Below are 22,183 nucleotides of genomic sequence, written 5' to 3' on the forward strand. Positions count from 1 at the left end.
TGCCTGATCGAGATGGCAATCCTGGCCCGATTCGAGGAATTCTGCGCTCGTCGCCGACGAAGCGCTTGGATGTTTTGCAGAAAAATGCAACAACCCCTTCACGCCAGACCCGCTATGAGGCCGGAGCGCTTTCATGCCTTTCGCCACCAGATCCTTCCGGATTGCGGCCGCGCGCTTTCTGCAGAAAGGACCGAGAATGACCGATAAAATCGTCCCCGTCATCATGGCAGGCGGCAAAGGCACACGGTTGTGGCCACTATCGCGCGCCACCGCCGCCAAGCAGTTCCTGAAAGTGGTGGGCGAGGAAACGCTTTTTCAGTCCACATTGCAGCGCGTCAGCGATACCAGTCTCTATGAAGCGCCGTTGGTGGTGACCAATGAGGAGTTTCGCTTCCTGGTCGCCGAACAGGCCCGCGAACAGGGCGTGGCGCTGTCGGGCATCCTGCTGGAGCCGGTGGCACGCAACACGGCAGCCGCCATTGCTGTCGCCGCCCGCGTCGTCGCGGAACGGTTCGGGCCTGATGCGGCCCTGCTCGTGCTGGCGTCCGACCACGCCATCACCGTCGATGCCGTCTATCTCGCCTCGATCACGGCTGCGGCCACCGCCGCAAGAAGCGGCAAGCTCGTCACGTTCGGCATCACCCCGACAGAACCGGCCACCGGCTATGGCTATATCGAACTGGGAGCCGATCTCGGCAATGGCGCCCATGCCGTCAGCCGGTTTGTTGAAAAGCCGGATGCGCAAAAGGCGCAAGCGCTGATCGATGCCGGAAATTACTACTGGAACTCCGGCATGTTCCTGTTTTGCGCGACAGATATCATCGACGAACTGGAACGCTACGCGCCAGAGGTGATGGCAGCCGCGACAGAGGCCGTTGCCAAGGCCACCAAGGATATCGATTTCATCCGGCTCAGTACGGAAGCCTTTACCGCAGCCCCATCGATTTCCCTCGATTATGCGGTGATGGAAAAAACCGCCAATGCCGCTGTCGTCCCCTCCGCCATCCAATGGTCGGATCTCGGCAGTTGGGACGCCGTGTGGAAAATCGGCGAGCCCGATGCCGACGGCAATGTCGTCAAGGGCAATGCCACTGTGCATAACACCCGCAATTCACTGGTTATCTCCCGCAACAGCCACATGGCCGTACAGGGCATGGACGGCGTGGCGGTGATTGCCAGCGAGGACGCGGTCTTCGTTGGTCGGTTGGACGAGGCCCAGGAAGTCGGCAATCTGGTCAAGCTTCTGGCCAGCGACAAGAAGACGGCGAGCCTCACCGAGACCCACCCGACCTCGCTGCGGCCCTGGGGCGGCTATACCTCGATCCTCAACGGTGACCGGTTCCAGGTGAAGCGGCTGTTCGTCCACCCGGAGAAGAAACTGTCGCTGCAAAAGCACTTCCATCGGTCCGAACATTGGATCTGCGTGCGCGGCACCGCGGAAGTGACGATCAACGACAAGGTGACGATGCTTTACGAAAACCAGTCGATCTATATTCCGCAAGGGGCGGTGCATCGGCTCGGCAATCCCGGCAAGATCATGCTGGAAATGATCGAAATCCAGACCGGTTCCTATCTGGGTGAGGACGACATCGTCCGGCTGATCGATGAGTTTGGGCGGACCTGAGGGTTTTAACGTGGCTGGATGCTCAGCCTTGTACCGAGCATCCAGCCACGACAGAGCATTCGATGCCGCCTTGAGCAAAGGGGCCAACAACCGTGGCTCGGGCGACGGTTTGTAGCCTCCCAAACCACTGCCCAACAAATTCCCAAGAAGCTGACTTGCTTTATTTCTGTGCATTGCACAAGATCAGGCACAATCAGAATGGCATTAGGTCCGGATCACGGACGAGGGGTTTCATGGCGATCAAAGCAAGCATTTATCATCTCACCCATTATAAATATGACACGCCGATCCGCCTGGGGCCGCAGATTATTCGCCTGAAACCGGCGCCCCATTCCAGAACCAAGGTTCTGAGCCATTCCCTCAAGGTCACGCCCGAAAACCACTTCGTCAATCTCCAGCAGGATCCCTACGGCAACTATCTGGCCCGTTTCGTGTTTCCCGATCCGGTCACCGAGTTCAAGATCGAAGTCGATCTCACCGCCGATATGAGCATCTACAACCCCTTCGATTTCTTCACGGAGGAAGAGGCCGTCACCTGGCCCTTCGAATACCCGGAGGATATTCGCGAGGATCTGGCGATCTACAAAAAGCCGGAGCCGGACAGCCCCGCCCTCGACGCCTATCTGAAGACCCTCGACATGACGCCCGGCCAAGGCACGGTCGACATGATCGTCGGGCTCAATGCCCGCCTGCAAAGCGAAATCGGCTATGTGATCCGCCTGGAGCCGGGCGTGCAGACACCGGATGAAACGCTGACCTCGGCGCGTGGCTCCTGCCGAGATACCAGCTGGTTGCTGGTGCAGATCCTCCGGCATCTGGGCTTTGCCGCCCGCTTTGTCTCCGGCTATCTGATCCAGCTGAAACCGGATCTGGAAGCGCTGGATGGCCCTTCCGGCACCAAGGTGGATTTCACCGATCTGCATGCCTGGGCGGAAGCCTATATTCCCGGCGCTGGCTGGATCGGCCTTGACCCGACCTCCGGCCTGATGACCGGCGAAAGCCATATTCCGCTGGCCGCCACCCCGCATTACAAAAACGCCGCGCCGATTTCCGGCGGCTATTTCGGGCAAGCCAAAACCGATTTCGATTTCGACATGAAGGTAACACGGGTTGCCGAGCATCCGCGCATCACCAAGCCATTTTCCGATGAAAGCTGGGAAGCTCTGAATGCGCTGGGCCTGAAGGTTGATGGCGATCTGAAGGCCCATGACGTGCGCCTGACCATGGGCGGCGAGCCGACCTTCGTGTCGATCGACGATTTCCAGTCGGCGGAATGGAATACCGACGCGGTTGGCCCGACGAAGCGGGCGTTGGCCGATCAATTGATCCGAAAACTGCGCACCCGCTTTGCGCCCGGTGGCTTCCTGCATTACGGCCAGGGCAAATGGTATCCGGGCGAAAGCCTGCCGCGCTGGACCTTCTCGCTCTACTGGCGCAAGGATGGCAAGCCGATCTGGCATAATCCGGACCTAATCGCCACCGAGCAGGCCGATACCAATGTGAGCCATGAGCAGGCCGAAGCGCTGATGGCTGGCATTGCCACCGAGTTGGAGATCGAGCCTGACATGATCCTCCCGGCCTATGAAGATCCAGCAGCCTGGATCATCAAGGAAGGCAGCCTGCCGGAAAATGTCGATCCGTCCAATTCCAAGCTGGAAAGCCCGGAAGAGCGCGCCCGCATCGCCAAGGTGTTTGAGCGCGGTTTGACGATCCCGACCGGCTATATTCTGCCGGTCCAGGCCTGGAACGCCAAGGCCAGCGGGCGGCGTTGGATCAGCGAGAAATGGCGCACCCGGCGCGGCAAGATTTTCCTCATTCCAGGCGACAGTCCTGTCGGCTTTCGCATGCCGCTCGGCACCCTGCCCTATGTGCCCCCCTCGCAATATCCCTATATCCACACGGCTGACCCGTCCATTCCGCGCGCGCCACTGCCGGATTTCGGACCTGATACCCGCGAAGGCCGGGCGCTGTCGGAAGCATCGCGCAAGACCAGCGACACCCAGCAGGACCGCAACGAACAGAATATCTCAGGATCGGCTGGGGATATAACCGGCGCGGTGCGCACCGCCATGAGCGTCGAGCCGCGCGATGGCCGGCTCTGCGTCTTCATGCCGCCGGTGGAGCGGATCGAGGACTATCTGGAACTGGTGGCCGCCGCCGAGACCGCCGCGCGCAATCTTGGCCTGCCGATCCACATCGAAGGCTATGCGCCGCCGCAGGACGAGCGAATCAATGTCATCCGCGTCGCGCCCGATCCTGGGGTTATCGAGGTGAATATCCACCCCGCCGATAGCTGGCAGGATTGCGTGGCCACCACCGATATCATCTATGAAGAAGCCCGCCAGACGCGGCTTGGCGCCGACAAGTTCATGATCGATGGCCGCCATACCGGCACCGGCGGTGGCAACCATGTGGTGGTCGGCGGTGCCAATCCCGGCGACAGCCCGTTCCTGCGCCGCCCGGATCTGCTGAAAAGCCTGGTCCTGCATTGGCAGCGCCATCCGGCTTTGTCCTATATGTTCTCAGGCATGTTCATCGGCCCGACCAGCCAGGCGCCACGCTTTGACGAAGCCCGCCATGATACGCTCTATGAGCTGGAAATCGCCCTGGCCCAGATTCCCATGCCAGACAGTGGCGCGGCCCCGCCCCTGCCCTGGCTGGTCGACCGGCTGTTTCGCAACCTGCTGACCGATGTCACCGGCAACACCCATCGCTCGGAAATATGCATCGACAAGCTGTTCTCGCCGGATGGGCCGACAGGCAGACTGGGTCTGGTTGAATTCCGTGGCTTTGAAATGCCACCGAATGCCCGCATGTCGCTGGCCCAGCAATTGTTGGTGCGGGCGCTGATCGCGCGGTTCTGGAAGAACCCGATCGGTGGAAATTTCGTGCGCTGGGGTACGGCGCTGCATGACCGCTTCATGCTGCCGCATTATCTCTGGCAGGATTTTCTCGAAGTGTTGTCAGACCTGCGGGAACACGGCTTTGACTTCAAGCCGGAATGGTTTGCGGCACAGCTCGAATTCCGCTTCCCCTTCGTCGGACAGGTGGAATACGAAGACAGCAAACTGGAGCTGCGCCAGGCGCTGGAGCCATGGCATGTGATGGGCGAGGAAGGTGCGATCGGTGGCACGGTGCGCTATGTCGATAGTTCGGTCGAGCGTTTGCAGGTCAAGCTGGAGACCGCCAATCCCGACCGGTACACTATTGCCTGCAATGGCCGCCGCCTGCCCCTGAAGAAAAGCGGTACCAATGGCGTCGCTGTCGCCGGGGTTCGCTACAAGGCCTGGCAACCGGCATCAGGGCTGCATCCGGTCCTGCCTGTAAACACACCGCTAACATTCGACGTTTATGATATATGGACAGGGCGGTCGATTGGTGGTTGTGTGTATCATGTCGCGCATCCCGGTGGTCGCAGTTATGATACTTTCCCTGTGAATGGTAATGAAGCGGAGGCCCGGCGGCTTGCGCGGTTCGAACCCTGGGGCCATACAGCCGGATCTTATCCGCTGTGGCCGGAAGCCGTCTCGCCGGAATTTCCGCACACATTGGATTTGCGGCGACCACACGGGATCTAAGCATGTCGCGTAAAAGTGTGAAACGGTTTTATGAAGACGACATGCGCCAACAAGAAGCTATGTCGCGTAAAAGTGTGCAGCGGTTTTGCGAGAACGACATGCTTCAGCGAGAAAGCATGTTGCGTAAAAGTGTCTAGCGGTTTTACGGAGACGACATGCTTCAACAAGAAGCTATGTCGTTCCGGTAAATATGTGAAACCGTTTTACGAGAACGACATGCTTCGGCAGGAATGAAGATGACCAAGCGTACGGCCATTGAGATGGACAGGCTGGAGAAGGACCCCGGAGCGGCATTTGCCGATGGCTACCGGGCCTTGCCCGGTGCTGCCGATGAAATGCTGGACCGGGATGGCAACATCCGTCCGGTCTGGCAAAATTTCGTCGCCGCCATCAACGGCATGGATGAAGAGCAATTGCACGAGCGCTTTGCCCGTGCCGACCGCTATCTACGCGATGCCGGAGTCTTCTACCGCGCCTATGGGTCTGCCGGTCCCACCGAGCGGGCCTGGCCGTTCTCCCATATTCCGGTTCTGATCGCCGATGCGGAATGGCAGGTTCTGGCGCGAGGGCTGGTGCAGCGGGCCGAATTGCTGGAACGGGTTGTCGCCGATATCTACAGCGATAACAGGCTGGTGCAGGAAGGCTTCATTCCGCCCGCACTGATCGCCGCCAATGGTGAATTCCTGCGGCCCCTGGTCGGGGTGAAGCCGGCGGGTGGCCATTACCTGCATTTTTGTTCCTTCGAGATCGGCCGTGGGCCAGATGGTGCCTGGTGGGTGCTGGCTGACCGCACCCAGGCCCCATCCGGGGCTGGATTTGCGCTGGAAAACCGGGTGGCGACGGCGCGGGCCTTTTCCGACATCTATGCCGAAACCCATGTCCACCGGCTCGCCTCGTTCTTCGGGGCGTTTCGTGATGCGCTTCAGGGCCATAAGCAAAGCCCTGATGACAGGATCGCTGTGTTGTCCCCCGGCCCGGCCAATGAAACCTATTTCGAACATGCCTATATCGCCCGCTATCTCGGCATCATGCTGCTGGAGGGCGAGGATCTGACCGTGGTCAACGGCAAGGTGATGGTACGCACCGTGGCCGGGCTGAAGCCGATCGGGGTGCTGTGGCGTCGTTTGGATGCGGCCTTTGCCGATCCACTGGAACTGAACCAGCTTAGCCATATCGGCACACCGGGCGTGGTGCAGGCGCTGCGCAACAATGCGGTCACCTTCGTCAATGCGCTCGGCTCCGGCATTCTCGAAACCCGGGCGTTGATGGCTTTCCTGCCGACCATCTGTCGCCATATGCTTGGTGAGGATCTGTTGCTGCCCTCGATTGCCACCTGGTGGTGCGGGCAAAAACAGGAGCGCGACCACGTCGCCCGCAATATCGAGAAAATGGTGATCGGCCCGGCCTATTCGCGCCAGCCATTTTTCGATGACAACAGGCAGTCGGTGCTGGGCGCGACCCTGCGGGAAACCGCCCAGCAGTCGATTGCCGGCTGGCTGGAAACTGACGGCGCCAAGCTGGTCGGTCAGGAAGCCGTTACGCTATCGACCACCCCCGCCATGGTCGATGGCAGGCTGCAACCAAGACCGATGAGCCTGCGGGTGTTTGCGGCACGCACCAGGGACGGTTGGCAGATCATGCCCGGCGGGTTTGGGCGGATCGGCAGCGGCAGCGATGTGGCGGCCATGGCCATGCAGGCCGGAGGCTCTGCCGCCGATGTCTGGATCGTTTCGGAAAAGCCGGTCGAGCGGATCACGCTGCTGCCAGCCGAAGAACAGTTTACCCGCAATATGCCGGGCAGCCTGCCCAGCCGCGCCGCCGACAACCTGTTCTGGCTTGGCCGCTATATCGAGCGGGCCGAAGGGGCGCTCAGAATTCTGCGCGCCTGGAATGCCCGCTTTGCAGAAACAGCCGACCCGAAACAGCCGCTTCTGGCCTTTGTCAGCGACTATCTGGAAGCACTGGACATCAATACCGACCAGGGCGTGCCGGAAAGCCTGCTTGGCAATATCAACAGCGCGGTCTATTCAGCCAGCAATATCCGCGACCGATTCTCGCCGGATGGCTGGCTGGCGCTGAATGATCTCGCCAAGACCGCGCGCCGCTTCCATGAAAAGATCAAGCCCGGCGACGACGCCTCGCATGCCATGACCATCCTGCTGCGCAAGCTGGCGGGCTTTGCCGGTCTGGTGCATGAAAACATGTATCGCTTCACCGGCTGGCGGTTCCTGGCCATCGGCCGCTATTTGGAGCGCGGCATGCACATGACCCGGTTGCTTGGCCATATGGCGGGGCAGGACGCACCGGACGGTGCGCTCGACATGCTGCTGGAGATCGGCGACAATGTCATGACCCATCGGCGGCGCTATAATGTCAACACCGCCCACCTGACCGTGACAGATCTTCTGGCGCTCGACCCGCTCAACCCGCGCTCCATCCTGTTTCAACTCAACGAGATCCACAACGAAGTGGAACAATTGCCCAATGCCAAGGTCAACGGCCAAATGTCGCGCTTCCTGCGCGAAACCGTCCGGCTGCATTCGAGCGTGGCGGTGATGACGCCGGAAATGATGACGCCTGATATCTACAATCATCTGGAAAAAGAACTGGAATTGCTGTCTGATCTTTTGGCGCAAACCTATCTCGGATGAGCAGAGACCTATCGATGCTGTACGATCTGACACTGCATATGGGCTATGACTACGATGTGGCCGCCGCTGGCGGACGCCACATCCTGCGCATCATGCCGATCTCGCTGCCGGAGCGGCAAAGGCTGATTGCCGGTTCAATTTCCATCGAGCCGCAGCCGGATGAGCGTACTGGTTTTGCCGATTTTTTCACGCATCCGGCCACGACTTTTGCCTATCGGTCTTCCCATGACAAACTGGATATCCGCCTTCAGGCCCGTATCCAGGTGGATAGCCAGCCGTTCACCGCGGATTTTTCGCCACTACCAGACCGGCTTGCCGTCGAGCTTTTCGAATATTGGTCGCTGGAGCCAGCCTCCCCGCATCATTTCACCGGATCGAGCCCACGGCTGCCTGAAAACCCCGATATCGCCGCCTATGCCCGCTCCGGCGTGAAGCCCGGCATGACGGTGCGCCAGATCGCCGAACAGCTTTGCGCCCGTATCCACAAGGATTTCAAATACGATGCCAAGGCCACCACTGTCGATACCACCCCGAAACAGGCCTTTGCCCTGAAAAAGGGCGTCTGCCAGGATTTTTCCCATATCATGATCGTGGCGCTGCGTAGCCTCGGCATTCCCGCGGGCTATGTCAGCGGCTTCCTGCGCACCATTCCGCCGCCGGGCAAGGAACGGTTGGCCGGCGCCGACGCCATGCATGCCTGGGTCAGGGTCTGGTGCGGCAAAACCGTCGGCTGGGTCGAGCTTGACCCGACCAATAATATTGCCGCCGGCACCGACCATGTCGTCGTCGCCTATGGCCGCGATTATTCCGATGTTGCGCCTGTTATCGGCGTGTTGAAAGGCTATGGCAACCACACGACCGTCCAGGCGGTGGACCTGATTCCGATTGGCTGACGAGGCGAGCACCGCCTCCGTTTCAACCGCACTATTTCAGGAATAGGTTGCATTTGAGCAACCCTATTAAGCCAGTTGCAAGCAGTGTGTCCTATCAATTCCTCAGCAGCGATGCGGATCGTCAAGCCACGGTCCTGTTGCAGGAAACACGACCGGTGCTTTCGTTTCACTCAGGAAATGACAAGTGCCGGATCAACGTCACGGATGGACATGATGGTCATTTCGGCGCTTCGCCCTCGTTTGCGTGCCTGTCGTTTGCTTGCCTCAAAAGTACGGCGATCCGCCGCTTTGGCAATTCCCCTGCTGCGCCATACCGGCGGCAATTTCGGCATGATGACGGCGGTTCTCCTGCCGGTTTCCATCGGCGTTGCAGGTCTGGCGATGGATGCGACGGAAACGGTGCAATCAAGAAGCGCCTTGCAAAGCTCTGTGGATGCAGCAGCCCTTGCCGCCGCCTCGGCAATGAGCAACGGCATGAGCGAGGCTGACGCCATTGCCCTTGCCAAGAGCTTCCTTGCCTCGCAGCTGGCCAATACCATGGCCAGAGACGAGGACACCAGTTTGGTGGACCAGATCACACAGCTGGAACCGGATATTTCCGTCAAGACCACCCAGGTCAACAGCTCATCGACCTCCTATGACGTAGAACTGACAGGCAGCTACACCATGACGATGAACCCGCTTTCGAGGGTCCTGGGGTGGGAGACGGTGACGTTGAAAGCCTATGGCAAGGCCCAGGCCGCGACCACTGCATCGGAGAGCCCGCTCTCGATGTATCTGGTACTTGACCGGTCAGGCTCGATGAACGACGAAACGACGACGACCTACACGGGGACGTGCACCACAACCACCACGTCTGGCTATGGCCGCAACAAGAAGACCACGACGACGAGCTATAGCTGCACGAAAAACTACACGAAGATCGAATCCCTGAAGCTGGCCGTCGCCGATCTGGCCGCACAGCTCAAGAAGGCCGATCCAAACAGTGAATATGTACGCACCGGTGCCGATTCATACAATGCCAGTGCCGATACCGCCCAGGCGATGAGCTGGGGAACCGCCAATGTCGTCACCTACGTCAACGCGCTCAGCGCTACCGGCGGGACCGATGCCAGGGGCGCACTGAGTGCCGCCTATAGCGCGCTGCAAACATCCAACAAGACAGAGATTACCGCCCATAATGTGTCAAGCGTCAGCAAGATTGGCCGTTACATCGTCTTCATGACGGACGGGGAAATGACCGGCAACAGCAGCAGCTGGAGCTCCAGCATCGACTCCGCCGTGCGCAGCCAATGCACCAGCATCAAGGCCGATGGCATCCAGATTTATACGGTTGCGTTCATGGCACCGGCCAATGGCAAGTCGCTGCTCAGTGCCTGCGCCAGCGACGCCTCGCACTATTACGAGGCCACCGATGCGGCAAGCCTTGTCGCCGCCTTCGGGGAAATTGGCAAGAAAGCGACCTCCACCTCGACCCGCCTGATGAATTGATTTTGGCAAGGTCAAAGCCAAGCCACGCCAAGACGTCTGGAACTTTCCGCCTCTGGCCAGCCTTTACCCTCCTTGGAACCACAAGGAGAAAGTCATGGAAGACACACCTTCGCTGAAACTGGCAAAGCGCTATCTGGAACTGGGCGGCACCCGGAAACTGAAGATGGACGACAACATCACCGATACCCGCAAATGGGAAGGCGAGCCAGCGGAAGCCGCCAAATTCTGGGCGGACCATATCGAGGTGCTGGAAGCGGGCGAGAAGAAGCAGGTCGAGGATTTTCTGCCGTCTATGGCCGACAAGTAGCGGAGCGAATGGCTTGCGGGCTGGCCGCAGTATTGCGGCCCATCACCAACATCCCGCGATAAATGCAGGCCCTGCAAGCTTTGCTGATGGCGCAAAGGCCGAAGTATCCGCACAAAGTGCGGGCGCACAATAATCTCAAGAATAATCCGGGGCTTAACTGAGCCATAAAAACACGAAGCAACGATTGCTCCTTAAAAAAATACGCTGTTGCAACTATTCGCCAAGGATGCATACATTGCATGTGCCGGTGGTTGGTAACCCATGACCATCGGTCTCGCGCCCTGCCCTTTCCTCCTCACCATGTGGCGAAGTCATGAATGAAACTCTTCCAAAGGCCGACCTCCCCCTTCCAAAGCCCCGCGTCTCCAATCCGGAAACGCTGGCCGCCGAAATCATCGAGCGGCTGACCTATGGTATCGGCAAGGACGCGAAGGTTGCCAAGCCGCATGACTGGCTGACCGCCACCATTCTCGTCGTGCGTGACCGCATTATCGACAAGTGGATGGAATCCACCCGCCAGACCTATTCCACCAATGCCAAGCGGGTTTATTATCTGTCGCTGGAGTTTCTGATCGGCCGGTTGATGCGCGATGCGATGACCAATCTTGGTCTGGTCGAGGAGATCAAGGCAGCACTGGAATCGCTCGGCGTCGATCTTGGGGTCATCGCCGGGTTGGAGCCTGATGCGGCGCTGGGCAATGGCGGGCTTGGCCGTCTGGCCGCCTGTTTCATGGAAAGCATGGCGACGGTGAATATCCCGGCCTATGGCTATGGTATTCGCTACGTGCACGGCCTGTTTCGCCAGCAGATGGCCGATGGCTGGCAGGTGGAACTGCCCGAAACATGGCTCGCCCACGGTAATCCCTGGGAATTTGAGCGGCGCGAAAGCTCCTATGAAGTCGGTTTTGGCGGCGGCGTCGAGACCGCCTCCAACGGCACCAGCGGCGAGGAGATCCGCCACGTCTGGAAGCCGAGCGAACGGGTGATCGCCACCGCCTATGACACGCCGATCGTTGGCTGGCGCGGCGAGCGCATCAACACATTGCGTCTGTGGTCGGCCCAACCGATCGACCCGATCCTGCTCGATGCCTTCAATGCGGGCGACCATATTGGTGCGTTGCGCGAAAGCAACCGGGCCGAAAGCCTGACCCGGGTGCTGTATCCAGCCGATGCCACTGCGGCTGGCCAGGAATTGCGGTTGCGGCAGGAATATTTCTTCTGCTCTGCATCGCTTCAGGACATCGTCCGGCGTCACCTGCAACAGGGCAACGCGCTGACCGACCTGCCGAAAAAGGTGGCGATCCAGCTGAACGATACCCATCCTGCCGTCTCTGTCGCTGAACTGATGCGGCAATTGACCGACGTCCACGGCATGGATTTCGACACCGCCTGGGACGTGACCCGCGAGACCTTTTCTTATACCAATCACACGCTTCTGCCCGAGGCGCTGGAAAGCTGGCCGGTGCCGCTGTTCGAGCGGCTGTTGCCGCGCCATATGCAATTGGTCTACGCGATCAACGCCAAATGCCTGGTGGAAGCGCGCAAGCAGAAGAATTTTACCGATCTGGAAATCACCAGCCTGTCACTGATCGATGAAAGCGGCGACCGCCGGGTGCGGATGGGCAATCTGGCCTTCATGGGCTCCCATTCGATCAATGGCGTCTCGGCCCTGCATACCGAGCTGATGAAGGAAACGGTGTTCGCCACCCTGCACAAGCTCTACCCGGACCGGATCAACAACAAGACCAATGGCATCACACCTCGCCGTTGGCTGATGCAGTGCAATCCCGGCCTGACCTCACTGATCCGCGAAGCGATCGGCGACAATTTCCTCGACGACGCCGAAAAGCTGACCGCTTTGGATGCCTTTGCCAAGGACAGCGCCTTCCAGCAGAAATTTGCCGCCGTCAAGCGGGCCAATAAGGAGCAGCTGGCCAATCTGGTCGCCAGCCGCATGGGCATCAGGCTCGATCCCTCTGCCATGTTCGACATCCAGATCAAGCGTATCCACGAATACAAGCGCCAGCTCTTGAACATCATCGAGACCGTGGCGCTCTACGACCAGATCCGCTCCCATCCGGAACGCGACTGGGCGCCGCGCGTCAAGCTGTTCGCAGGCAAGGCGGCGCCGAGCTATCACAATGCCAAGCTGATAATCAAACTGGCCAATGACGTGGCGCGGGTGATCAACAACGACCCGTCGGTGCGCGGCCTACTGAAAGTGGTGTTCATTCCCAATTACAATGTGTCGCTGGCCGAGGTCATGGTGCCGGCTGCCGATCTCTCCGAACAAATTTCCACCGCTGGCATGGAAGCATCCGGAACCGGGAACATGAAGTTCGCGTTAAACGGTGCGCTGACCATCGGCACCCTTGATGGGGCCAATGTGGAAATGCGCGATCACGTCGGAGAAGACAATATCTTTATCTTTGGAATGACTGCGGAAGAGGTTGGCAAGGTGCGTGCCGAGGGGCACACCCCGCGCCCGATCATCGAACGGTCGCGCGAACTGTCACAGGCGCTGGCCGCCATTGCGTCCGGCGTGTTCTCGCCTGACGATCGGGACCGGTTCGCCAGCCTGGTGGATGGGCTCTATAACCATGACTGGTTCATGGTGGCTGCCGATTTCGATGCCTATGCCACTGCCCAACGTCAGGTGGACGCGGTCTGGACCGACCAGCCCCTCTGGCAATCCAAAGCCATTCTGAATACGGCCCGCATGGGCTGGTTCTCCTCTGACCGGACGATCAGACAGTATACGGCCGACATCTGGAGAGCCTGATGAAGAAAACAACCAGGCAGACGCAGGCATCAGCTGAGAGCGGCCATCCGCCCTTAGCTGACAATCTGCCTTCTGCCGAGATCGAAGCCATCGTTTCGGGCCTGCACACCGATCCGTTTTCGGTGCTCGGCGTTCATGCCGGCGCGAATGGTTTTATTGCCCGCTGTTTCGTGCCGGGTGCCGAAAGCATTACCGCGCTCGCGCTCGACGGCAGCCTTGCCGGAGAGCTGGCCTGTCTCGACCCCGCCGGCTTTTTCGCTGGTCCGGTGGCGATCAAGATCCAGCAGCCGCTCCGCTACCGCGCCTGCCGGGGCGATGTGGAATGGTCGCTGACCGATCCCTATAGTTTCGGGCCTGTTCTCGGGCCGATGGACGATTACTTCCTGCGCGAAGGCTCGCATCTGCGGCTGTTCGACAAAATGGGCGCCCATCCGATCAAGCATCAGGGCGTTGATGGCTTTCATTTCGCCGTCTGGGCGCCGAATGCCAGACGGGTCTCGGTGGTCGGCGATTTCAATGAGTGGGACGGTCGTCGCCATGTGATGCGGTTGCGGCGCGATACCGGCATCTGGGAAATTTTCGCCCCCGATGTCCGGCCAGGTTCGGCCTATAAATTCGAGATCATCGGCGTCAATGGCGAACTTTTGCCGCTGAAGGCCGATCCTTTCGCCCGCCGCAGCGAGTTTCGTCCGCAAACCGCGTCCGTCACCGCCGCCGAGCTTTCCCAGAACTGGGAGGACGCGGCGCATCTGGCCCATTGGGGCAGCATTGACAAACGCCGTCAGCCGATCTCGGTCTATGAGGTTCATGCCGGTTCCTGGCAGAAACGCCCCGACGGCACCTTCCTCAGCTGGGACGAGCTGGCGGAACGGCTGATCCCCTATTGCACCGAGATGGGCTTTACCCATATCGAATTTCTGCCCATCACCGAACATCCCTATGACCCTTCCTGGGGCTACCAGACGACAGGTCTTTACGCGCCTAGTGCGCGGTTCGGCGAGCCGGAGGGGTTTGCCCGATTCGTCAACGGCTGTCACAAGGTCGGCCTCAGCGTCATTCTCGACTGGGTTCCGGCCCATTTTCCGACCGATGCCCATGGGTTGCGCTTTTTCGACGGCACAGCCCTTTATGAGCATGAGGACCCACGCAAGGGCTTCCACCCCGACTGGAACACCGCGATCTACAATTACGGGCGGATCGAGGTTCTGTCCTATCTGGTCAACAATGCGCTCTACTGGGCGGAAAAGTTCCACCTGGACGGCGTGCGGGTCGATGCTGTCGCCTCGATGCTCTATCTCGACTATTCCCGCAAGGAAGGCGAGTGGATTCCCAACGAATATGGCGGCCGGGAAAACCTGGAGGCGGTGCGCTTCCTGCAAAAGATGAATGAGCATATCTATGGCGCCCATCCGCAGGTGATGACCATTGCCGAGGAAAGCACCTCATGGCCGAAAGTGTCCCAGCCGGTCCACGAAGGCGGCCTCGGCTTCGGCTTCAAGTGGAACATGGGCTTCATGCACGATACGCTGAGCTATTTTGCCCGCGACCCCGTGCATCGCAAGCACCACCACCATGAAATCACCTTCGGGCTGATCTATGCCTATAGTGAAAATTTCATGCTGCCGATTTCCCACGATGAAGTGGTGCATGGCAAAGGCTCGATGATTGCCAAAATGCCCGGCGATGACTGGCAAAAATTCGCCAATCTTCGCGCCTATTACGGTTTCATGTGGGGCTATCCCGGCAAGAAACTACTGTTCATGGGCCAGGAATTTGCCCAGTGGAGCGAATGGAGCGAGGAGCGGTCGCTGGACTGGAACCTGCTGCAATATCCGCTGCATGAGGGCATGCGCCGCCTGGTGCGTGATCTGAACTTTACCTATCGCAACAAGCCGGCCCTGCATGCCCGCGACTGTGAGGGCGAAGGGTTTGAATGGCTGATCAGCGAGGATGCCGATCAATCGGTGTTTGCCTGGTTGCGCAAGACGCCCGGTGAAAGGCCGGTGGCTGTTATCGCCAACCTGACGCCGGTCTATTACCAGCGTTACGACGTGCCGCTGCCGGTGGCCGGGCGGTGGCGGGAAATCCTCAATACCGATGCCGAGATCTATGGCGGTAGCGGCAAGGGCAATGGCGGGCGGGTGGAGGCCGTGCTTGATACGGCAACCGCCTCAGACAAGGCACCATGGGCGCACGCGACCCTGTCACTGCCGCCGCTGGCAGTGATCATGCTGGAGTTGGAACAGTAGAGTTTGTCAGGTTCATATTGAAACAGACAATCTCTAGGACGAACACGTATTTGAGACATGCGGGAGGAGATTGCATGACGCCGACAAAGAGAATTCAGCCGCTGGCGCGTGACGCCATGGCCTATGTACTGGCCGGCGGACGGGGCAGCCGCCTCAAGGAACTGACAGACCGGCGGGCGAAACCCGCCGTCTATTTCGGCGGCAAGGCCCGGATCATCGATTTTGCCCTGTCGAATGCGCTGAACTCAGGCATTCGCCGCATTGGCGTCGCCACCCAGTACAAAGCCCATTCGTTGATCCGCCACATGCAGCGCGGCTGGGATTTCCTGCGGCCCGAGCGCAACGAAAGCTTCGACATCCTGCCCGCCAGCCAGCGCGTTTCTGAAACGCAATGGTATGAAGGCACCGCCGATGCCGTCTTCCAGAACATCGACATTATCGAGCCGTATGGCCCGGAATATATGGTGATCCTGGCGGGCGACCATGTCTACAAGATGGACTATGAATTCATGCTCCAGCAGCATGTCGATAGCGGTGCCGATGTCACGATTGGCTGCATGGAAGTACCGCGCATGGAAGCTTCGGCTTTCGGTGTCATGCATGTCGACGACAAGGACCAGATCATTGCCTTCGTCGAAAAGCCCGCCGATCCACCGGGCATTCCCGGCAACGAGACCATGGCGCTCGCCTCGATGGGCATTTATGTGTTCCACACCAAATTCCTGATGGATTGCCTGCGCCGCGACGCCGCCGACCCCAATTCCAGCCGGGATTTCGGCAAGGACATCATTCCCTATATCGTCGAGCACGGCAAAGCCGTGGCGCATCGCTTTGCCTCATCCTGCGTGCGCTCGGATTTCGAAAAGACCCCCTATTGGCGCGATGTCGGCACCATCGATGCCTATTGGCAGGCCAATGTCGACCTGACCGACATCCTGCCGGAACTGGATATCTACGATAAATCCTGGCCGATCTGGACCTATGCCGAAATCAATCCGCCGGCAAAGTTCGTCCACGACGATGAAGGCCGTCGGGGTTCGGCGATTTCCTCCCTGGTCTCGGGCGATTGCATCATTTCCGGCTCGACGCTCTATCGCAGCCTGCTGTTTACCGGGGTTCGCGCCAATTCCTATTCGAGGCTGGAAGGCGCCGTCATTCTGCCCAAGGTTACGATCGGCCGCCATGCCCGCTTGACCAATGTGGTGATCGATCATGGCGTCACCATTCCCGAAGGGCTGATCGTCGGCGAAGACCCGGAAATCGACGCCAAACGCTTCCGCCGCAGTGAAAACGGCATCTGCCTGATTACCCAGGCAATGATTGACAAGCTGGGGCTGTAGAGCACATGAACATCCTGTCGGTCGCCTCGGAAGTCTATCCCCTGATCAAGACCGGGGGGCTTGCCGATGTGGCGGGTGCCCTGCCGCTGGCGCTCGAACCCTTGGGCATAAAAACCAGAACCCTGCTGCCGGGCTATCCGGCAGTCCTCGCCAAGCTTGGCGAGACACAACAGCTGTTGTCCATGCCTGATCTCCTGGGCGAGACGGCAACGGTGCTGTCGGCCCGGCATGAGGGCCTGGACCTGCTGATCCTCGATGCGCCAGCACTCTACAATAGGCCAGGCGGCCCTTATGTGGATAGCAATGGCCGCGACTACGGCGACAATTGGAAACGGTTTGCCGCGCTGTCGCTTGCAGGCGCCCGCATTGCCCAAGGTGCGCTGGATGGTTGGCGGCCAGATCTCGTCCATGTCCACGACTGGCAGGCTGCTCTGGTGCCGGTTTATATGCGCTACGATGAGAAGCCGGAAGTTCCGAGCCTCATCACCATCCACAACATCGCCTTTCAGGGGCAATTTTCCACTGACACCCTTCCGGCTCTCGGCCTGCCAGAGCACGCCCCGTGGGAAGCGCTCGAATATTATGGCACAATCGCTTTCCTGAAAGGCGGCATTGCCACGGCCCATGCCATAAGCACCGTCAGCCCGTCTTACGCCGAGGAAATTCTCGATCCGCATTTCGGCATGGGCATGGAAGGACTGATCGCCAGCCGCGCCCATGACCTGTTCGGCATCGTCAACGGCATCGATACCGCCGTCTGGAACCCCGATGATGACGGGCTGATCGCCTCGCCTTATAGCGCTGCTACCCTGCGCAAGCGCGTCGCCAACCGCGAGGCCCTCACCCGGCATTTCGGCCTTGACGATGATGCGGCACCGATTTTCTGCGTGATTTCCCGCCTCACCTGGCAAAAAGGTATGGATGTGCTGGCCGAGGTCGCCGACGATCTGGTCGCAGCCGGTGGCAAACTGGTCATTCTCGGCTCCGGCGATCCGGGCCTGGAAGAGGCTTTGCAGGCCGCCGCCCACCGTCATCCGGGCCGGATCGGCATGGTGATGGGCTATAACGAACCGCTGTCGCATCTGATCCAGGCGGGTGCCGATGCCATCCTCATTCCGTCAAGATTCGAACCTTGCGGCTTGACCCAGCTTTACGGCCTGCGCTACGGCTGTGTTCCGGTGGTGAGCCGCACCGGTGGTTTGAATGACACGGTCATTGACGCCAATGCGGCAGCACTTGCGGCAAAGGCTGCCACCGGCATACAGTTCGCCCCGGTCACGGTGGCAGGGTTGCGACAGGCGGTACGCCGGGCGATCCGCCTCTTCGACGACAAGAAACTATGGTATCAGATCCAGAAGCAGGGCATGAAAGCAGACGTATCCTGGACAGCAAGCGCCCAGCGCTACGTCGATGTTTATAACCGCCTCCTCGGAAAAGGCTGAAACACGCATGATTATTACGGTTCCAACCAAACCCTATTCGGACCAGAAACCCGGCACGTCGGGTCTGCGCAAGAAGGTGCCCCAATTCCAGCAGGAGCATTACGCCGAAAACTTCATCCAGTCGATTTTCGATTCGCTTGAGGATTTCAAAGGCAAGACGCTGGTGATTGGCGGCGATGGCCGGTTTTACAACCGTGAAGTCATCCAGAAAGCCATCAAGATGGCGGCTGCCAACGGCTTTGGCCGGGTGCTGGTCGGTCAGGGCGGCATTCTCTCGACACCGGCGGCCTCCCACATCATCCGCAAATACAAGGCCTTCGGCGGCATCGTGCTGTCGGCCAGCCATAATCCCGGCGGCCCGACCGAAGATTTCGGCATCAAATACAATATCGGCAATGGCGGGCCTGCACCCGAAAAGATCACCGACGCGATCTACACCAATACCAAGACCATCACCGCCTATAAGACGGTTGAAGCAGCCGACATCAATCTCGACCGGATCGGCTCGTTCGATCTCGGCGAAATGACTGTCGAAGTCCTCGACCCCGTTGCCGATTATGCCGCGCTGATGGAGACATTGTTCGATTTTGCCGGCATCCGCAATCTGTTCAGCCTGGGCTTCCGCATGGTGTTCGATGCGATGAGCGCGGTTACCGGACCCTATGCCAAGGAAATTCTCGAAAATCGCCTCGGCGCGCCTGAGGGCACGGTGCGCAATTTCGTTCCGCTACCGGATTTCGGCGGTCATCATCCCGACCCGAACCTCGTTCACGCGAAGGAGCTTTATGACGAGATGATGGGACCGGATGCGCCTGATTTCGGCGCAGCCTCCGACGGCGACGGCGACCGCAACCTGATCATCGGCAAGGGCATTTTCGTCACGCCGTCAGACAGCCTGGCAATTCTCGCTGCCAATGCCAATCTGGCGCCTGGCTATTCCGGCGGCATTGCCGGTATTGCCCGCTCGATGCCGACCAGTGCCGCAGCTGACCGCGTCGCCGAACGGCTGAAAATCGGCATGTACGAGACCCCGACCGGCTGGAAATTCTTCGGCAACCTGCTCGACGCCGGCAAGGTGACGATTTGTGGCGAGGAAAGTGCCGGAACAGGCTCCAGCCATGTGCGCGAAAAGGACGGGCTGTGGGCCGTGCTGCTCTGGCTGAACGTGCTGGCAAGCCGTGGCGAAAGCGTCCAGGACATAGTGCGCCAGCATTGGGCCTCCTATGGCCGCAATTTCTATTCCCGCCATGACTATGAGGAAGTGGATTCGGATGCCGCAAACGGGTTGATGGATGCATTGCGCGCCAAACTGCCCACCCTGCCCGGCACCATGATCGGCGAATTGAAGGTCGAAAAGGCCGATGACTTCGCCTATCACGATCCGGTCGACCATTCCGAAAGCAAGAAGCAGGGCATCAGGGTGATGTTCGAGGGCGGCTCACGCGTGGTCTTCCGCCTGTCGGGCACCGGCACGTCGGGTGCAACACTGCGCGTCTATATCGAGCGCTATGAGCCAAACTCGTCTAATCACGGTATCGAAACCCAGGAGGCACTCGCCGACCTGATTGTTGCTGCCGAGGAACTGGCCGGTATCAAGGCCCGTACCGGCCGCGACGCCCCAACCGTGATCACCTGATCGCGGATGGCCCTATGACAGGTGCTGGCGCTCGTCTGACAGCAACAGGCGCGGAATTTGCGGTCTATTCCCGCGATGCCGAGCGTCTGGAACTCTGCCTGTTCGATGAGACTGGAGACACCGAGCTTCGCCGCCTGCCTATGCAGCGCGGCGAAGACGATCTGCACCGGCTAACCGTTGAGGGACTGGTCGCCGGTATCCGTTACGGCTACCGCGCCCATGGGCCGTATGATCCAGACCAAGATCTGTGGTTTGATCCCGCCAAGCTGTTGGTCGATCCCTATGCGCTGGAAATCGACCGTCACTTTCGTCACGATTCGCGCCTCAGCCAATTTGGCGAGGACACCGCCGATCTGGTACCCAAGGCCATCCTGACCGCGCCCGGACATGCTGTGCTGGAGCCGCCTCGCCTGCCAGATGGCGGCTTTATCTATGAATTGCCGGTGCGCGGCTTCACCATGCTGCATCCTGATGTGCCGGAACACCTGCGTGGCACGGTCGCAGCCCTAGCCCATCCCTCCGTCATCGCCCATCTGAAGGCAATCGGCATCGATGCGGTGGAGCTTTTGCCGATCACCGCCTGGATCGATGAACGTCACCTGCCGCCGCTCGGCCTTTCCAACAGCTGGGGTTATAACCCGATTGCCCTGATGGCGCTCGACCCGCGCCTCTGCCCCGGCGGCGCGGCGGAATTGCGCCGCACGGTCGACTGCCTGCATGAGAATGGCATCGGCGTCATCCTCGATCTGGTCTTCAACCATTCCGGCGAAAGCGACCGGTTCGGCGCGACGTTGTCGATGCGCGGCCTCGACAACAGGAGCTATTACCGGCACCTGCCAGACCAACCGGGCGTGCTGGTCAACGATACCGGCTGCGGCAACACCATTGCCTGCGACAGACCGGTGGTGCGCCAGTTGATCCTCGACACTTTGCGCCATTTCGTCCTGGCGGCGGGCGTCGATGGCTTCCGCTTCGATCTTGCCCCGGTGCTGGGGCGAACTGCGACAGGCTTTGAGGCGCAGGGCGAAACGCTGACCGCCATGCTTCAGGACCCGATTTTAAAGGACCGGGTGGTGATTGCCGAGCCTTGGGACATCGGCCCCGGCGGCTATCAGCTTGGCGATTTCCCGGCACCGTTTCTGGAATGGAACGACCGCGCCCGCGACACCATGCGCCGCTTCTGGCGCGGCGACGATGGGCTGACCGGCGAGATGGCGACGGTGCTGGCGGGTTCATCGGATATTTTTTCGCGCAACGGCAGCACCCACACCCGCAGCGTTAATTTCATCGCCGCCCATGATGGTTTCACGCTGCACGATCTGGTGTCCTATGCCGGTAAGCATAATGAGGCGAATGGCGAGGATAACAGAGACGGCCATAGTGACAATCACAGCTGGAACAATGGCACTGAGGGCGAAACCAGCGACCCCACAATCCTTGCCGCCCGCAAGCGTGATTGTACCGCATTGCTCTCAACCCTGTTTGCCTCGAAAAGCTGGGTGATGCTGACGGCTGGCGACGAAGGCGGCCGCAGCCAGCGCGGCAATAACAATGCCTATTGCCAGGACAATGCCATTACGTGGTTAGATTGGTCGGCGCTCGATGCCGATCTGGTTGCCCATACCGGACGCTTGGCCGCCCTTCGCCGGCGATTTTCGGCCCTCACAGATCCAGCCTTTTTCACCGGCCATGGCGATGTCAGCTGGATTGATGCCTCTGGCCTGCCGATGAGCGTCGAGGCCTGGCAAAATCCACAAGCACGCTTCTTAGGCCTGCTGGTGGCCACACCGGATCGCACCACAGGGCGCGACACGCGGTTGGCAATCCTGATCAACCGGGGTGAGGCCTGTGGCGTCAATCTACCCGCCTCAACGGCAGGGGGATGGTGGGAGGTCTTTTCGGGTGCAGCTGCTTCAAAACTGGTGATGGAACCACGCCATGTAACGTTTCTCGTTGAGGGTTGAGACCGCGAGCACAAGGTGTGCATTGACCACCAATGCCCGGCCTCATGGTTTCCACCGGAGCCGAACGCAGAAACGACATGATAAACGTCTACATCCATTGAATGATTTTTATAGACACCGTCCTTAAACCCTTCCCCGGCACACCGGAATTAACGATTTTCTCACTCTTTGCGCTTGATTCTGAGCATTCAGAACATGGTTTCACCCAATCATCGAGTGCGTGATT

General features: G+C 59.7%; 12 protein-coding genes. All 12 read left to right on the plus strand.

Features of this window, described 5'->3' with window-relative positions; genetic code table 11:
- The first annotated feature begins 196 nt into the window (after window positions 1-196).
- The 12 genes from ASB66_RS16290 to glgX all read left to right on the plus strand — a co-directional run bounded on the left by ASB66_RS16290 (window position 197) and on the right by glgX (window position 21,957).
- Window positions 197-1,624: a mannose-1-phosphate guanylyltransferase/mannose-6-phosphate isomerase gene (locus tag ASB66_RS16290; RefSeq protein WP_114386787.1), complete on the plus strand. Its 1,428-nt coding sequence runs from the start codon at window positions 197-199 to the stop codon at window positions 1,622-1,624.
- 233 nt (window positions 1,625-1,857) lie between these two features.
- Complete coding sequence (locus ASB66_RS16295) at window positions 1,858-5,202, plus strand: transglutaminase family protein (protein ID WP_114386729.1); 3,345 nt, start codon at window positions 1,858-1,860, stop codon at window positions 5,200-5,202.
- Window positions 5,203-5,462: 260 nt separating this feature from the next.
- Window positions 5,463-7,853 carry a circularly permuted type 2 ATP-grasp protein gene (locus tag ASB66_RS16300; protein WP_114386789.1) on the plus strand — a complete coding sequence of 797 codons (2,391 nt, stop codon included), beginning with the start codon at window positions 5,463-5,465 and terminating at the stop codon, window positions 7,851-7,853.
- 14 nt (window positions 7,854-7,867) lie between these two features.
- Window positions 7,868-8,746: a transglutaminase family protein gene (locus ASB66_RS16305; RefSeq protein ID WP_060718281.1), complete on the plus strand. Its 879-nt coding sequence runs from the start codon at window positions 7,868-7,870 to the stop codon at window positions 8,744-8,746.
- A 204-nt stretch (window positions 8,747-8,950) separates the two neighbouring features.
- Window positions 8,951-10,237 (plus strand): VWA domain-containing protein, encoded by a 1,287-nt coding sequence (locus ASB66_RS16310; RefSeq protein ID WP_188352315.1) that lies wholly within the window; start codon window positions 8,951-8,953, stop codon window positions 10,235-10,237.
- Between the two features lie 94 nt (window positions 10,238-10,331).
- Window positions 10,332-10,544 (plus strand): hypothetical protein, encoded by a 213-nt coding sequence (locus ASB66_RS16315; RefSeq protein WP_060718283.1) that lies wholly within the window; start codon window positions 10,332-10,334, stop codon window positions 10,542-10,544.
- A 313-nt stretch (window positions 10,545-10,857) separates the two neighbouring features.
- Entirely contained in the window at window positions 10,858-13,326 is a 2,469-nt protein-coding gene (locus tag ASB66_RS16320) for a glycogen/starch/alpha-glucan phosphorylase (protein WP_060718284.1), read from the plus strand.
- Complete coding sequence (gene glgB, locus ASB66_RS16325; protein ID WP_081089059.1) at window positions 13,326-15,575, plus strand: 1,4-alpha-glucan branching protein GlgB; 2,250 nt, start codon at window positions 13,326-13,328, stop codon at window positions 15,573-15,575. The genes ASB66_RS16320 and glgB overlap by 1 nt, the downstream gene beginning before the upstream one ends.
- A 74-nt stretch (window positions 15,576-15,649) precedes the next feature.
- The gene (glgC, locus tag ASB66_RS16330; RefSeq protein WP_060718285.1) at window positions 15,650-16,915 is read left to right on the plus strand and encodes a glucose-1-phosphate adenylyltransferase; all 1,266 of its coding nucleotides are present in this window, start codon (window positions 15,650-15,652) and stop codon (window positions 16,913-16,915) included.
- 5 nt (window positions 16,916-16,920) lie between these two features.
- On the plus strand, window positions 16,921-18,357 hold the full coding sequence (glgA, locus tag ASB66_RS16335) for a glycogen synthase GlgA (protein WP_060718286.1): 1,437 nt from the start codon (window positions 16,921-16,923) through the stop codon (window positions 18,355-18,357).
- Between the two features lie 7 nt (window positions 18,358-18,364).
- Window positions 18,365-19,993, plus strand: a complete 1,629-nt coding sequence (locus ASB66_RS16340; RefSeq protein ID WP_070153554.1) for an alpha-D-glucose phosphate-specific phosphoglucomutase — start codon at window positions 18,365-18,367, stop codon at window positions 19,991-19,993.
- Window positions 19,994-20,007: 14 nt separating this feature from the next.
- Window positions 20,008-21,957: a glycogen debranching protein GlgX gene (glgX, locus tag ASB66_RS16345; RefSeq protein WP_060718288.1), complete on the plus strand. Its 1,950-nt coding sequence runs from the start codon at window positions 20,008-20,010 to the stop codon at window positions 21,955-21,957.
- The last annotated feature ends 226 nt before the right edge of the window (window positions 21,958-22,183 follow it).

The sequence above is a fragment of the Gillisella vitis genome (assembly GCF_001541345.2).
GTDB classification, from domain to species: Bacteria; Pseudomonadota; Alphaproteobacteria; order Rhizobiales; family Rhizobiaceae; genus Allorhizobium; species Allorhizobium vitis.